Here is a 14920-nt window from a genome sequence, read left to right on the forward strand (position 1 = left end):
CTCCCCAACCCCTCTCCCGGTGGGAGAGGGGCTTCAAGCGCTAGGAGTCCGCGCCACGGCTATTGGAAGCTGCATCCCGGCGAGGCGGAGTGAGCCGCCCTTCTCCCCTTGGGAGAAGGTGCCCAACGGGCGGATAAGGGTGCGGGCGAAGCGCTTGCATGCTTGATTGCAAGTGACATCACGCCCGACCCTCTCCCCAACCCCTCTCCCGGTGAGAGGGGCTTCAAGCGTTACAGCCCTGCGCCGAAGCGGTATGTCACGCCCAGCATCGGGCCCGACATGGCAAGGTCCAAACGCTTGCCACGGTCGCGGTAATCCACGCGCAAGTGGCGGTAGCCCATCGACAGGAACAGCTGGTCGCTGGCCTGGTAATTGGCCAGCGCCAATACCTGCCAGGTGGCATCAGATCCCACGCCAAAACCGCCGACATCCACATACGCCACGCTGCTCCAGCGCGGCGCAAGGCTCTGCCGCCAACGCACGGCGGCAATCGGGTCAACGAATGACGAATCCGAACGCGCTGACACCACGCCCGCTACATTCACCGCCGCGTTGATGTCCCAGTAACGCAGGCCGCCCATCAAATCGATGCCGGTACGTTCGGTTGTCATCCACGCATAACCGGCAGTGACGGTCGCCGAGGTCTGCCGCACGTTCACGTTGGCTGCGATGCCCATCGGCAGCGGCGTTGAATCCGACGTGGAAGCGTGGCTGACGTCGGCCTGCAACACGAAGTTGCCACGGCGCGCGGTACCGGTGATGAACGCGGCTGCGTCCAAGCTGTCCATCAGCTCGGAGAACGACTTGTCCACGTTAGCCATCGGTGCATTGCGGAACGGCCGCACCTGCCCGTCCATGCCGCTCATCCACACGTACGGCGTAGCCTGAAAACGCCAGCCATCTGCGTCGCCGCCATCGGATGGCTGTGCCTGTGCGAGTGGAACGCTGCCCACAACCAACAGCAACATCGCCAACGACACGCGCTTGGTTTGGAATCGGGTGCTCATTGAAACTCCGGATGACGCGCGCCCGGCGAACCGGGCACGCGATGTGCGCGTTGTGCGCTTAGACGCCAAGGAAACGGAACGGTTTGGTTTCCTTGAACTGCGCGTTGGCTTCACCCGAATAGATGGTGCGCTGGTTCTGGCCAAGGTCCAGCCGTTTGACCTTGCCGCCGCGCTCGCTGAAGTCGATCTTCTGCAGATCCACCCAGAACACATTGGTGCTCAGCGCCGACTCGAAGTAGTAACGCTTGCGCGACTGGTCCGACACCGTGCGCCAGCGCGTGGACGAAATGTTCGGCTCGCCCGGCGTGGTGATGCCGTACGGCACCGACACGTTGCGGATCACGCCGAATACGCTGGCGGTGGACTCGACCGGATCGGTGGATTTCGGAATGGCTTCGATATAGAACGCCGCGCGCGCGAAGCGATCCGCTGCGCGGTTGGTTCCCGGCAACATCACCGTGCCGCCGATCTGCCGCCAGTAACTTTCCAGTGCCAGCTGTTCCTCGAAGATCGGCGAGTTGGTCATCACCTTGTAGTCGCGGCTGTGATGGATGACCTGCTTGCCCTTGATGTACTCGATGATGGCGCTGTCGCCGCTGGCATCGGACAGCGACAAATGCAGCGTTGCCAGCCGTTGCTCGCCCGGAGCGGCATCGGTGACCAGAGTGAAAGGCTCGTCGGTCAAAGCCTTCACCGCTTCATCGACGGTGGCGAAGTTGTCGAGCATGTACTGCGTCCACAGCGAGATGCTCAGGCCGGGTTTTCCGCTGTTGCGATCGGGGTATTCCGATTCGGCCAGCCACAACAGGTTGGCGACCAGGCCGGTTTCATTCATGCCGTCGGTAGTGGCGATGTCGTACGCGCTGGCGATGACGCTGCCGTAGCGCGAGGTCCACGTCAGCGACTCCGGGCCCACTTCACCGGTGCGCTGCATGCCACGCGGGAACATCCACAAATGCGTGCCGGTGTCGATCTTGTAATCCATCGAGCGGCCGGTAAACACGTCATTGCCGGCACCGTGATAAACGAAACGCGTGCAGGCATCTGCGGTGTACGGCAAGCTCAATGCCCCGAACAGGAAGGTGGCACACGCGGCCACGATGGATCGCCGAACTGGTTTCATGGATGAGGCCCCTTTGGATTGATCAGTTGGATCAGCTAAACGGCATGAATCTATCAAGCCGATTGTCCTTCAACAGTGAAATCGAAACAGGCGCCACATCACGCACTGCAATCATCAGTGAGCAAGCAACAGGGAAACAAAAAAAGCCCGCAGTGCTGCGGGCTTCTTCTCTATTCAAACGCTGTGATTACACCGCGACAGGCGTTACCTGCCGGCACCAGCCGAAGTAATGCGACAGTGCAATTTCCAGCAACACCAGCGCCAGTCCAATCAACGCCGGCAGTAACAGCCCCAGATACACGCTGGGCATCATCGCGCTCAGCTGGGTTTTCAACAGTCGGATGGCGCCTTGCGAATGCACCAGCTCGTTCATGCGCATGCCGAGCGCTTCGTTGTAAACCGCCTGGCTCACACCGGTGTAGTTGGCCAATTCTTCAGACAGACTTTCTTCCACCCATTGCGTCATCAGCCGTGCCCGCAGCTGTGCCAGCCCACGGGAGGCCATGCGCGCAGCCCAGTTATCGCCCTGTAACAACGCGGCGCCGGGCAACGGATAGTCCACCAGGTACGCGCCCACCACATTGCGCGTGATTTCATGCACGGAGGCATCGCTGCGCATCAACGCGGCAAGGGATTCATTGTCCAGTGACTTCTCGAAATCCATCTGCCAGGTACTGACCAGCGTCTGCAGATGCGGTTGGAAATGATCCATCTGCTTGTACAAGGCGCGTTGCGCACCGGCCGCCGCACCTACCTGCAGGCCGGAGAACGCAAACAGCAGCGGCAGCACCACCACATGGCAGGCGATCAACGCGTGATGCCAACGGCGCTGGCGGAGCAACCAGTTGCAGCGACGCAACACCATCCACGTCGCGATGCCCAACGCCAAGCCCAGCAACGTGCCCAACAGCGCGCCGCCCAGCAGATCGATCAGGCTCAAGCCTGCCCAGAATTCCTGCATCCAATACTGTGCGTCTTGCACATCCCGCTCCTTGCTCAACGAACGCGGGAGAGTAAGCGCTCCGCAGCGAAAAATGCGGCTTTACTGGCTGCGTAGCATGGACAAAGACGTGGTCAGCCGTGTTTCGATGGCACGGCACGGTCTCCACACAGGGCGACCACTGCCCGCTGCTATGCTTCGCCCAGCCAAACCCGGCCGTAACCTCCGTGTCTTCGCATGCGCACTTCCTTCGCCAACCTCCGCAAATTCTGTGTTCCCGCTGCTGCTGTCATCGTCGCCGCGAGCCTGAGCGGCTGCCTGACCACCCCCGGCCCGACCGTTGCGGGCGACGGCCACTGCGATGCCACAAAATCGCAATGGGCAGTGGGTCAGCCGGGTAACGAAGCGAACATCCGCCGTCTCAAGAGCGAAAGCGGCGCGGGGCTACTGAATCCGATTGGCCCGTCCACCATCGTTTCGATGGACATCCGCCAGGATCGTCTGCGCGTGTTCCTGGATGCGGCCAATGTGATTACCGCGGTGCGTTGTGAGTGATTGATAGGGTTGGGGGCTGTTTTTTCCCCATCCGCAGAAAGAAGGAGCGACCAGATCCCTTCCCCCGTTTACGGGGTGAAGGCATGCGGCTTACGAGCCACCGGCTCGTGCATGACTGAACGCCACGCACGTTGTGCGTGGCCGGGGCGCGGAGCGAGGTGCCCCGTAGGGGCGGATGAGGGCGTTTCTGATTTCGGATACTTCGGATCCGCCAGCGACGGCTTCATTCAAGCTGACCCCGATCTGCCGTCACCCCAACCCCTCTCCCGCCTGCGGGAGAGGGGCTTAAGCGGGGCAATGCGCGGCTCCACTCAGCCAGTCTTGTCCTTGATGGTGGTGCTCGGGCCGTTGGCCTTGACGCTGGTGATGCCGGCTTCGCGAGCGGCTTGTGACGAGTACAACTGGCTGGTGCCGATCACCTGGTGATTGGCCGCTTTCAGATTGAAGTGCTCACGCCCATCACTGCTGGTCTTGCGCTCGTAGCGTGCTTCGTCCGGGCTGTTTTTCTGTACCGAAGCGATGCCGTTTTCCGCGGCTGCGCGTGTGCTGTAACGCTCACTGGTGAGGATCACCTCGGCATTGCCTGCCTTGAGCACAAAATAAAACTGGCCATCACTGCTGTTGTCCAACTCGTACCAACCCGCCATCACGATTCCCCTTGTGAGGATGATGCCGGCATGCGGCCATGCTGGTAGCACAACCACATGCAAGGCTGTGAGCCCGGATACCCGGACAGTTGAGGCCACATGGGCGCGGCCACGAGTGGGACTTTACCTCAATCTTCCTGCCGTTCCAGCCAGGCCAGCTTGCGGCCACGCGGCAGCTGTTTCAGCTCCCATTCGGCGCGCGAGGCACCGGAACGGTCGGCATAGGCCCGCTGGGCCAGGATGCGCAATGGCGGGTGCGCCCGCGTGTAGCGCGCACCCTTGCCACTGAGGTGAACCCGGAACCGCGCTTCCACATCGGTGCTGATGCCTGCGTAGTAACTGCCATCACGGCATTCGAGCAGGTACAAGAACCAACGTGCGGCGGTCATGCAGGCTCCGGGTGACCCGTCGTTACAGGCTGGCGGCGTCGGCGATCTTGCACAAGCCCTCGCCCACGGCCTTGTTGGACGTCATCTGCCCGCCCTTGATGCTGAAACGCACTTCGACGCGGACGGCACCGTCGTCCTGGCGACGCACCGTGGTACGCAGCGGAACGGTCGCACCGCCACCGCCGCGCACCGGGTTTTCCGCTGCGATATAGCCGGTCTGCTGATTCGGATAGACCCCGACCATGCCCTCGGCTTCAATCGCCGCCAAGGTCTTGGCGAACGCATCTTCGTAGCTGACGCCTTCGTGGTCGGTCGAAGCCAGGAACTGCTTGCCGCTGGTGAAACCGCCGGCAACGGACAGGTTCTGCAGGCAACCGCTGCCCGAATCCACTACCGGCTTTTTGGCGGCCACTGCCATCGTCGGGGCCAGCATCAGTGCCAACGCCATCGTGCAAATACGGGTACGCATCACTTCCTTCTCCTTGGTACGGTGATTTGATTGGCTTCCTGCCGGGTGAGGCGCGATCCCCTGTCGCCACAGCAGGCGGGGCCTTTGCCCCGCCGCGTAAGCTACTGGCACATGCCTTTTCACGCCAGTGAAACTGTCATGAATTGACTCAGGCAGCGGCTTCCAACTGGGTCCGGCGACGCGCACGCACGGCCTCGGCCAACCGCTCAAGCACCTGCACGGTGCTGTCCCAATCGATGCAGCCGTCGGTGATGCTCTGGCCGTAGACCAGCGGCTGGCCTTCGACCAGTTCCTGACGGCCGGCCACCAGGTGGCTTTCGATCATCACCCCGACCACACGCTGCTCACCGCCACGCAACTGGGCAGCGATGTCGTCGATCACCTTGGGCTGGTTTTCCGGATTCTTGCTGCTGTTGGCGTGGCTGGCGTCGATCATCAAGCGGGCCGGCAGCTGCGACTTGGCCAGCACTTCGCTGGCGGCCTGCACGCTGGCGGCATCGAAGTTCGGGGTCTTGCCGCCGCGCAGGATCACATGGCAATCCGGGTTGCCTTGAGTCGCAACAATGGCGGTGCCGCCTTCCTTGGTCACCGACAGGAAATGATGCGGATGCGACGCGGCGCCCACCGCATCGGCGGCGATCTTCACATCGCCGGTGGTGCCGTTCTTGAAGCCCACCGGGCACGACAGGCCGGATGCGAGTTCGCGGTGCACCTGGCTCTCGGTGGTACGCGCGCCGATGGCGCCCCAGGCAACCAGATCAGCGATGTACTGTGGCGAGATCACATCCAGAAATTCCACACCGGCCGGCAGGCCAAGGCGGTTGATGTCACGCAACAGGCCGCGCGCCACGCGCAGGCCCTTGTTGATGTTGAAGCTGCCGTCCATGTCCGGATCGTTGATCAGGCCCTTCCAGCCAACCGTGGTACGCGGCTTCTCGAAGTACACGCGCATGACGATTTCCAGCTCGCCACCGAGTGCATCACGCAACGGGCGCAGACGCTGGGCGTAATCCATTGCGGCGACCGGATCGTGGATGGAACACGGGCCCACCACGACGGCAAGGCGATCATCCTGACCGTGCAGGATGCGGTGCAATGAAGCGCGGGCATCGGCGACGGTCTGCGAGGTTTCATCATCACAAGGCAGCAGCGACAGCAGCTGTGCGGGCGGGGTCAACGGTTCAAGCTTGCGGATACGAAGATCATCGGTGTGGGGGGGCATTGCGGGGACTCCAGGTCAAAACGTGAAGGGGTTGCCCCAGCGAGGCGGCATAAAAAAAGCCGCCAGGTGTGCTGGCGGCTTTTCGGGAATGCTTCTGAAAGTTTCTTCAGGGTGAACGCAGTCCTTCCTCCGCCAGCGGTTTCGGAAAGTAATACCAAAAGTAAAAGCTGGCGCGGGCTGCGTTCATGGGGAGCATTGATAACACGGTTTTTTGTGCGATGCGACAGTTTCAGAGGCAACAGACACTGCGTGTGGCGCGTTCAGGTTCATTGAGCCGCGCCGGAGCCGGCGCGCTTTCTGTCGTCCACAGCATGCACGTGTCGCCGCACGCAGCGCTATCGCCATGCAGCTGTATTGCGTCGCGCCTTGCACCTTGGTTCCATCATTGAAGGACATACTTCCTTTCCACGAACACCCACGCACGGCCCAGACATGAACACTGCTCTCCACGATCCGCTGCAGATCGCCTGCCCGCATTGCAACGCGATCAACCGCGTACCGGCCGCCCGCCTGACGCAGTCGCCGTCCTGTGGCCGTTGCCACCAGGCCTTGTTCACGGCCGCGCCCATCGCATTGAACGCTGCCAACTTCGACGCACACGCCAGTCGCTCGCAGATTCCGTTGCTGGTGGATTTCTGGGCGTCCTGGTGTGGCCCTTGCCTGCAGATGGCGCCGGAGTTCACCAAGGCCGCCGTGCAACTGGAGCCGCAACTGCGGTTGGGCAAAGTGGACACCGAAGCCGAGCCAGCCTTGGCCTCCCGCTTTGGCATCCGCAGCATTCCCACGCTGGTGTTGATCCAGGATGGACGCGAGATCGCTCGCCAGTCCGGCGCGATGCCGGCCAGCAGCATCGTGCAATGGGCGCGGCGCTGAGCCGACACTTGCAGTGCCGAGCCATGCTCGGCAGTGGCATCGCTACTGAAGCGCAGCCTGGCGGCGCTCTCCAACGTTTCCATCATGTCGGGTGGCACGCAGCGATCAACGAATCGCGCACGCCATCCATGCACATCCCGGATGTGCCAACGCTTACCTGGGCTACCGGACACACGCGTACCCGCGCGACTGTGCCCATGAATCGTGTTTCCGCTGACGGATACGTTGTGCGCGTTGCCTGTTTCATTCCGGAACACAACCTCGATTCGCGCTCATCGGTGCCTCGGTGAAAACGCGCGTAACTGCAGGTTCTTGCCACACGTCTGCGAATCACCGCGATACGTCATCACAAAAAAAACGCTGCGGCATGCGCGCGAGCCAAGCTGTTTCATTCGATAACCCAGCGCTATCGCCGCGCAATTCCCGATCATACTGACCTCGCCACTTCGGGCAGCATTGCCCACCCCCACCAAGTGAGCGTGCGCCATGCGTACCGATTCCCGCCTCATCCAGATGTTCGTCGCGGTCGCCGACAGCCTGTCTTTTACCCGCGCAGCCGAGACGTTGCACGTTGCGCAACCGTGGCTGTCCTCGCAGATCCGCAAGCTGGAATCCCAACTGGGCTTTGATCTATTCATCCGCGACAGCCGCCGCGTGGCCTTGAGCGAACAAGGCAAAGCCTTGCGCGGCCCGGCGCGCGCGGTGATGCGGTCGCTGGATGAATTCAGCATCTGCGCCAGCATGCTGCGCATCCGCGAAGAGCGGCCACTGCTGCGTATCGGCTTGCCGCCCTACTCTCACCTGTTCGCAAAGCGCGTCGCACTGCTTGAACGCTTTGCGCAGTTGCAACCAAAAATCCAGATTGAAATCGTACTCGGCTGGAGCCCGGAGCTGGTGGAACGCGTGACCGCCGGCAGCCTGGACATGGCCTTCGTGGTGGGCGACGTCATCGATCCCGCGCTGGAATACCAGCTCATCAGTCACGCGCCCTGCACGCTTTGCTTCCGCAGCGATGATCCGCTGGCCGCGCTGGACATCGTACGCAGCAGTGACCTGCGTGGCAGAACCATCCTGGCGTTTGAGCGCGGGCTGAATCCGCCCGTGCATGAGCAGCTGTTCGGTGCCGCGCAGCGAGCCGGCGCGGTGCTGCAGGTAGATCACGAAATGATGAGCGACGTCTGGTTGCAACACATTCTTTCCGGCGATGTGATCGGCCTCAACTTCGTCCGCAAGCCGCCCGCGCAACTGCGTGACCGCCTGTGCTCGCGTCCATTCGCCGATGCCACCGACATTGCATTGCGATTGGTGCGCCGGCGCAGCGCGCAGCAACCGGCGGCTGAATTGTGCTGGCAAGTCGCTCGCGGTGCGGGCGCGGCCAACGATTCGGCGAAATCCGCAAGCTGAGGCCGTCAACATTCAGACGAATTTGCTATGGATATTCAGCGTTTTCGTATTGGACGCCACAGGCACTGCTTCGGATAGTGCATCGCACGGATCGCGCCGCCTTCAACCTGTTCACGCCCCACCGCCATGCTGCATTCCGAACAACGGGCCGGATGCGGTATAGCCCGCGGGGCGTGAGCAGGTTCAAGCAGACGCAGGATGCACGTCCGCTGGATTGCAGGCAGCTGCATGCCGCCATCACCGCCGACGTACCCGCATCCACGCACCACGGAATGAAGGTGCAACCGGACCCACCCGCAGCGACCCCACATCACATGCGCACGCTCTTCAATTCCCTGCTTGCCACCCCCGGCAATGCCACCGCATGTGCGCGGGCCGTTCACCGGTAACGGACAGCAAGAGACACTTCTGATGAATGCACAATTGAAGGCGCAGGCCGGCCCCCATGCCCGTCTCGATGGACTGCTGCGCGCACGCTCCATCGCGCTGGTTGGCGCGACCGAGCGCTCGACGTGGTCCAACGGCGCGTTCGCCAACTTCGGCCGGCTCGGCTATGAAGGCAACATCCACGTCGTCAACCACAACGGTGGACGTGTACACGGCATCAACGCAGCCACGTCCTGCCGCGCACTCGGCGAGCAGGTGGATGCCGCCTTGCTGATGGTGCCGATACGTGCCATTGAAGCGAGCCTGCAGGACTTGCATGAAGCCGGTATCGACCATGCCGTGATCCTCACCTCAGGCTTCGCCGAAATGGGTGGCGAGGGCGTTGCACGCCAGGCGTCACTGGCCGCATTGGCTCACGAAAAAGGCATTCATCTGCTCGGCCCGAACTGCCTCGGCTTCATCAACTTCATCGACCGCGTGCCGATCTGGACAATCAACCTGCCCACGCGCTTGACCGGCAATGTGGCATTGATCTCGCAGAGCGGTGCCACCGCCAGCTATATCGCCGAATTCGCCGGGCGCCAGGGCGTTGGCTTGAGCTACATCGTCTCCACCGGCAACGAGGCCGACCTCAATGTGGCGCGCATCGTTGAGTACATGGTCGATGACGAAGCGACGCGAGTGATCTGTTTGTTCCTGGAAACCTCGCGCGATGCGCAGACGTTGGCCGCCGCCGCGCAGCGCGCGTTGAGCGCCGGCAAGCCGATCATCGCCTTGAAAATCGGCACCAGCGAAATCACCGCCAACTCCGCGCTGGCGCATACCGGTTCACTGGTGGGTGACGACCATGTGTTTGAAGCGGCGTGCCGGCAACTGGGCATCATCCGCGTGCATTCGGTGGACGATCTGGTCGCCACCGCCGGCTTGTTGTCGCAGGTGCAGCCGCGCAGTGGCGGCGTCGGCATGTTGGCCATCTCCGGCGGCATCTGCGAGGTGGCTGCTGATCGTGCGGAAGTGATCGGGCTGCAGCTGGCCGAGTTGTCGCCGCCCACCCACGAAGCCTTGAAGTACCTGATGCCCGATTTCGGTACACCGCACAATCCGCTGGATGTGACCGGCGCGGCGGTGCTTGAGCCGTCGCTGTTCGCCACCAGCATCCGCGCTTTGGCCGACGACCCCGCCGTGGAGTTGGTGGCGTGCCTGTACGACGTGCCCTCGGCACCGCTGCAAAGCTATTCCGAGCAGGTCATCACCGAAGTGGGCGCCGGTTTCGCGGCCATCGGCAAACAAGGCGTGCTGCTGAGTGTGACCCCACGCCCGGTGGTGGATTACAGCCGCCTGCTCGCCGAACACCACGGCATTCCGTATATCGCCGCCGGCATTGATCGCGGCCTGTCGGCGATTGCTGGCGCGCAATGGTGGGCGCGAAAGCGTGCCGAGCAACGTGTGCCGCTTGCCGCCAATGACGCCCTGCAAAGCGACGCCCGGCCTTCCACCGAACGGGAAACGCTGGACTATCTCGCCAGCCAGGGCATACCGGTGATTCCCGCCGGCATCGCTGCCGATGCCGTGCAGGCGCGCGTCATCGCCCATGAAATCGGCGGGCCCGTCGCCTTGAAGATCGCCTCACCGGATATCGCCCACAAAAGCGACGTCGGTGGCGTTCAACTGAATATCTCACCGGCCAACGCGGCCGATGCGTACCGGCAGATTCGTGTCGCGGTGGCCGCCTCGCGCCCGGAAGCACGCATTGATGGCGTGCTCGTTTCGCCGATGCGCCGCAAGGGCATCGAGCTGCTGGTCGGCGCGTTCCGCGATCCGCAATGGGGCTTGGTGCTTGCGGTCGGCCTGGGTGGCGTCTGGGTGGAACTGATCAAGGACACCAGCCTGCGCCTGTTACCGGTGACCCCCGATGACGTGCTGGCGATGCTCAGTGAACTGCGCGCTTCGCCGTTGCTGGACGGCTACCGCGGCGGTCCGCGCGTGGACCGCAACGAAGTGGCCGATGTCATCACCCGCATCGGCAATGCTGCGTTGGCGCTGGGTCCACAATTGCAGTCATTGGAAGTCAATCCGCTGCTGGCCACACCCGGTCACGTCGAAGCACTGGATGGATTGACGCGGTGGATCGAGGAGGCCGCGCCATGATGCTGCCTTCCAATATTCCGGTGATTGTCGGCGTCGGCGAATCGGTTGATCGCCCGTTGAATCCCGCCCACGGGCTGGAGCCGATGGACTTGATGCTGCGCGCCGCGCACGCCGCCGAAACCGACGCGAATGCAGCGCTGCTGTCGCAGGTGGATTCGATGGCGGTGGTCAACATCAGCAGTTGGCCCTACCTCGACGCGCCCGGCCATCTTGCACAGTGTCTTGATATCCATCCCCGTCACACGACCTACGGTTCGGCTGGTGGACAGACTCCGCTGGGGTTTCTGCAGGATGCCGCGCTACGCATCGCCAGCGGACAAAGCCAGGTTGCATTGATCTGTGGTGCCGAGGCGCAGCACACCGTCACCCGTGCGTTGCGGCAAGGGTTGGAGCTGCCGTGGACGGCACCCCGCACCGCTCCGCACGCACCCCAACGCGGGGCAGATACCGTGCATCCGCTGGCCGCGCGCTTGGGCTGCAACCAGCCGCTATCGGTCTACCCGTTCTACGAAACCGCCAGCGCCGCGCATTGGCGACAATCGCCGAGCATGGCGCAGCGCGAATCCGGCGAGCTGTGGAACCGCTACTCGCAGCACGCCGCCAACAACAGCAACGCGTGGCTGCGCGAGCCGCACAGCAGCGCCGACATCGTCACCGCATCTGCCGACAACCGGATGATCGCGTGGCCGTATACCAAGCTGATGGTCGCCAACCCGCAGGTCAATCAAGGTGCTGCGGTGCTGCTGACCAGCCTGGAATATGCACGCCGTGCGGGCATTCCGGAGCACCAGTTGGTGTATCCGTGGGGTGGCACGCAGGCGCAGGAGCCACGTGACTTTCTGGCGCGCGATCACTATTGGGAAAGCCATGCACAGAACGCGGTGCTGGCCACCTGCGTCAATCTGGCCGGCGGTGCCTTTGAAGCCTTGGAGCTGTACAGCTGCTTCCCCTGTGTGCCAAAGATGGCGCGCCGCATGCTGGGTCTTCCGGAAAAATTCGAACCCACCGTCACCGGCGGCCTGACCTTCTTCGGCGCGCCGTTAAGCAACTACATGACGCATGCGATCTGCGCGATGGTGCGACGACTGCGCAACTCGCTGTCCGTATCGCGCGGCCTGCTTTACGGGCAGGGCGAGTTCGTCACCCAACATCGCGGTCTAGTGCTCGGGCGACGCCCGTACCCCGGGCATCCCGCGCTGGCGTACAGCAACGTGCAACAGATTGCCGACAGCCACCGCCGCGCCGTACCGAGCATCGAGACCGAACCGCTCGGCGCAGGCAAACTCGAAGCCTTCACCCTGCTCTACCAGCGCAACGGCGACCTGCAGCATGGCGTGGCAATGGTGCGCACACCGCACAACACCCGCACGCTCGCGCGGGTTGCACCGGATGACAAATGGACGCTGCTCGCGCTCACCGACCGCGACATCTCGCCGGTCGGCCGCAGCGGTGTACTGCGACCGACACAGCACGGCTACTCGGAGTGGAGCCTGGTGATATGAACCATCGCAACCTGCCATGCAACGTCGCAGCGGATCCGTGCGCATGCGCTGTGGATCGCGGCCAACCGCAACCATTTCAAGAACGGCACGCGTGCGCTTATGGAAAAGCGTGCGCCGTACTGGAGCGGAATTAACCGCTTCCGCACGCTGAGCGCAGTGCATCCGGGGCAACGTTCCTGTCGTCTTATTCGCCGCTGCGTATGGCGTCCCCCCACCACGCAGTTGGCCCAGAGAGGCGATCAGGGCCCCCCGACGGTGTTCCCGGATGCACTGCGCTGAGCGTGTCGCCACGCGGGCAAGCACAGCCGTGCAGGGCTGCGTTTACCCGGCCACGTCCCTCTGCCGAACGTGGCCCGGCACTGCGGCTGGCGACCTCTGGCAACGACAGCAGCCGCGTATCCGGCGCTGCTGCAGTTCGTCCCCGGCCAGACCGGGGCACCCTGGAGATGGGAATACGGCGACAAGGCGTTCGTGTATTGATCGCCAACGGATGACGCACCGCTTTACATGACACCGCCATAAAAAAACCCCGCCTTTCGGCGGGGTTCTTCAATGCAATTGCACGACAGGTGCCGTGCGGCGGACTTAGAAGTCCATGCCGCCCATGCCACCCATACCGCCCATGCCACCTGCGCCGCCCATGGCCGGCTCGTCCTTCTTCGGAGCTTCGGCGACCATGGCTTCGGTGGTGATCATCAGGCCAGCGATCGAGGCTGCGTTCTGCAGCGCCGAACGGGTCACCTTGGTCGGGTCCAGGATGCCGAACTGCAGCATGTCGCCGAACTCGCCAGTCGCAGCGTTGTAGCCGAAGCTGCCGGTGCCTTCCTTGACCTTGTTGATGATGACCGACGGCTCTTCACCGGCGTTGGCAACGATTTCGCGCAGCGGGGCTTCCATCGCGCGCAGGGCGATCTGGATGCCGTGGTTCTGGTCTTCGTTGTTGCCCTTCAGGCCAGACAGTGCGGTGATCGCGCGCACCAGGGCGACGCCGCCGCCCGGGACAACGCCTTCTTCCACTGCAGCGCGGGTTGCGTGCAGGGCGTCATCGACGCGGTCCTTCTTTTCCTTCATTTCGATTTCGGTCGATGCACCGACCTTGATCACGGCAACGCCGCCGGCCAGCTTGGCCACGCGTTCCTGCAGCTTCTCGCGGTCGTAGTCCGAAGAGGTCTCTTCGATCTGCGTCTTGATCTGCTTGACGCGCGATTCGATGGCAGCGGTATCGCCGGCGCCGTCGATCACGGTGGTGTTTTCCTTGGAAACCTGCACCTTCTTGGCGCGGCCCAGATCCTTGATGGTGGCCTTTTCCAGCGACAGGCCCACTTCTTCGGAAATCACGGTGCCGCCGGTCAGCACGGCCATGTCTTCCAGCATTGCCTTGCGACGGTCGCCGAAGCCCGGTGCCTTGACGGCCACGACCTTGACGATGCCACGGATGGTGTTGACCACCAGGGTCGCCAGCGCTTCGCCTTCGATGTCTTCAGCGATGATCAGCAGCGGCTTGCCTGCCTTGGCGACGCCTTCCAGCACCGGCAGCAGCTCACGCACGTTGGAGATCTTCTTGTCGTGCAGCAGGATGAACGGGTCATCCAGATCAGCGGTCTGCGACTGCTGGTTGTTGATGAAGTACGGGGACAGGTAGCCGCGGTCGAACTGCATGCCTTCGACGACGTCCAGCTCGTTTTCCAGGCCCGAGCCTTCCTCAACGGTGATCACGCCTTCCTTGCCGACCTTCTGCATCGCTTCGGCAATGATGTTGCCGATCGACTCGTCCGAGTTGGCCGAGATGGTGCCGACCTGGGCGATTGCCTTGTCGTCGGTGGTGGGCTTGGAGATGTTCTTCAGCTCGGCGACGGCGGCAACCACGGCCTTGTCGATACCGCGCTTCAGGTCCATCGGGTTCATGCCGGCGGCCACAGCCTTGGCGCCTTCGCGGATCAGGGCCTGGGCCAGCACGGTGGCGGTGGTGGTGCCGTCGCCTGCGTCGTCATTGGTACGCGAGGCAACTTCCTTCACCATCTGCGCGCCCATGTTCTCGAACTTGTCAGCCAGTTCGATTTCCTTGGCGACGGAGACGCCGTCCTTGGTGATGGTCGGCGCGCCGAAGCTCTTCTCGAGCACGACGTTGCGGCCCTTCGGGCCCAGAGTAGCCTTGACGGCATTGGCGAGAACGTTGACGCCGCGCACCATGCGCGAACGGGCGTCTTCACCGAAACGAATATCCTTGGCAGCCATTGCTTGAAACCTCGGGAAA

At 62.9% G+C, this 14920-nt stretch carries 13 protein-coding genes; 5 read left to right on the forward strand and 8 right to left on the reverse strand.

Features of this window, described 5'->3' with window-relative positions; genetic code table 11:
- Positions 1-230: 230 nt before the first annotated feature.
- The 3 genes from ACREP4_RS13455 to ACREP4_RS13465 all read right to left on the reverse strand — a co-directional run bounded on the left by ACREP4_RS13455 (position 231) and on the right by ACREP4_RS13465 (position 3112).
- Positions 231-1007 carry a hypothetical protein gene (locus ACREP4_RS13455; RefSeq protein ID WP_431596703.1) on the reverse strand — a complete coding sequence of 259 codons (777 nt, stop codon included), beginning with the start codon at positions 1005-1007 and terminating at the stop codon, positions 231-233.
- Positions 1008-1065: 58 nt separating this feature from the next.
- On the reverse strand, positions 1066-2130 hold the full coding sequence (locus tag ACREP4_RS13460) for a linear amide C-N hydrolase (protein WP_431596704.1): 1065 nt from the start codon (positions 2128-2130) through the stop codon (positions 1066-1068).
- 187 nt (positions 2131-2317) lie between these two features.
- Positions 2318-3112 (reverse strand): hypothetical protein, encoded by a 795-nt coding sequence (locus tag ACREP4_RS13465; protein WP_431596705.1) that lies wholly within the window; start codon positions 3110-3112, stop codon positions 2318-2320.
- Between the two features lie 195 nt (positions 3113-3307).
- Here ACREP4_RS13465 and ACREP4_RS13470 point away from each other — a divergent pair, with 195 nt between their 5' ends.
- Positions 3308-3625, forward strand: coding sequence for an I78 family peptidase inhibitor (locus ACREP4_RS13470; RefSeq protein ID WP_431596706.1), 318 nt, complete (start codon positions 3308-3310; stop codon positions 3623-3625).
- A gap of 311 nt (positions 3626-3936) precedes the next feature.
- On the opposite strand, the gene ACREP4_RS13475 is transcribed toward ACREP4_RS13470, so the two are convergent.
- The 4 genes from ACREP4_RS13475 to ACREP4_RS13490 form a co-directional block, all read right to left on the reverse strand.
- Positions 3937-4272 carry a YegP family protein gene (locus tag ACREP4_RS13475; RefSeq protein ID WP_431596707.1) on the reverse strand — a complete coding sequence of 112 codons (336 nt, stop codon included), beginning with the start codon at positions 4270-4272 and terminating at the stop codon, positions 3937-3939.
- 128 nt (positions 4273-4400) lie between these two features.
- Entirely contained in the window at positions 4401-4661 is a 261-nt protein-coding gene (locus ACREP4_RS13480) for a GIY-YIG nuclease family protein (protein WP_431596708.1), read from the reverse strand.
- A 22-nt stretch (positions 4662-4683) separates the two neighbouring features.
- Entirely contained in the window at positions 4684-5130 is a 447-nt protein-coding gene (locus ACREP4_RS13485; RefSeq protein ID WP_431596709.1) for a hypothetical protein, read from the reverse strand.
- Between the two features lie 148 nt (positions 5131-5278).
- A complete protein-coding gene (locus ACREP4_RS13490) occupies positions 5279-6352 on the reverse strand; it encodes a 3-deoxy-7-phosphoheptulonate synthase (RefSeq protein ID WP_431596710.1) in 1074 nt (357 codons plus the stop codon).
- Positions 6353-6784: 432 nt separating this feature from the next.
- Between ACREP4_RS13490 and trxC the strand changes: the two genes are divergently transcribed.
- The 4 genes from trxC (at position 6785) to ACREP4_RS13510 (ending at position 12666) form a co-directional block, all read left to right on the forward strand.
- Positions 6785-7225, forward strand: coding sequence for a thioredoxin TrxC (gene trxC / locus ACREP4_RS13495; RefSeq protein WP_431596711.1), 441 nt, complete (start codon positions 6785-6787; stop codon positions 7223-7225).
- Positions 7226-7711: 486 nt separating this feature from the next.
- Positions 7712-8629: a LysR family transcriptional regulator gene (locus tag ACREP4_RS13500; RefSeq protein WP_431596712.1), complete on the forward strand. Its 918-nt coding sequence runs from the start codon at positions 7712-7714 to the stop codon at positions 8627-8629.
- 411 nt (positions 8630-9040) lie between these two features.
- Entirely contained in the window at positions 9041-11164 is a 2124-nt protein-coding gene (locus ACREP4_RS13505; RefSeq protein ID WP_431596713.1) for an acetate--CoA ligase family protein, read from the forward strand.
- Positions 11161-12666, forward strand: coding sequence for an acetyl-CoA acetyltransferase (locus tag ACREP4_RS13510; protein WP_431596714.1), 1506 nt, complete (start codon positions 11161-11163; stop codon positions 12664-12666). The genes ACREP4_RS13505 and ACREP4_RS13510 overlap by 4 nt, the downstream gene beginning before the upstream one ends.
- A gap of 585 nt (positions 12667-13251) precedes the next feature.
- On the opposite strand, the gene groL is transcribed toward ACREP4_RS13510, so the two are convergent.
- The gene (gene groL, locus ACREP4_RS13515) at positions 13252-14901 is read right to left on the reverse strand and encodes a chaperonin GroEL (RefSeq protein WP_431596715.1); all 1650 of its coding nucleotides are present in this window, start codon (positions 14899-14901) and stop codon (positions 13252-13254) included.
- Positions 14902-14920: the final 19 nt, after the last annotated feature.

It is taken from the genome of Stenotrophomonas sp., assembly GCF_050737575.1.
GTDB lineage: Bacteria > Pseudomonadota > Gammaproteobacteria > Xanthomonadales > Xanthomonadaceae > Stenotrophomonas.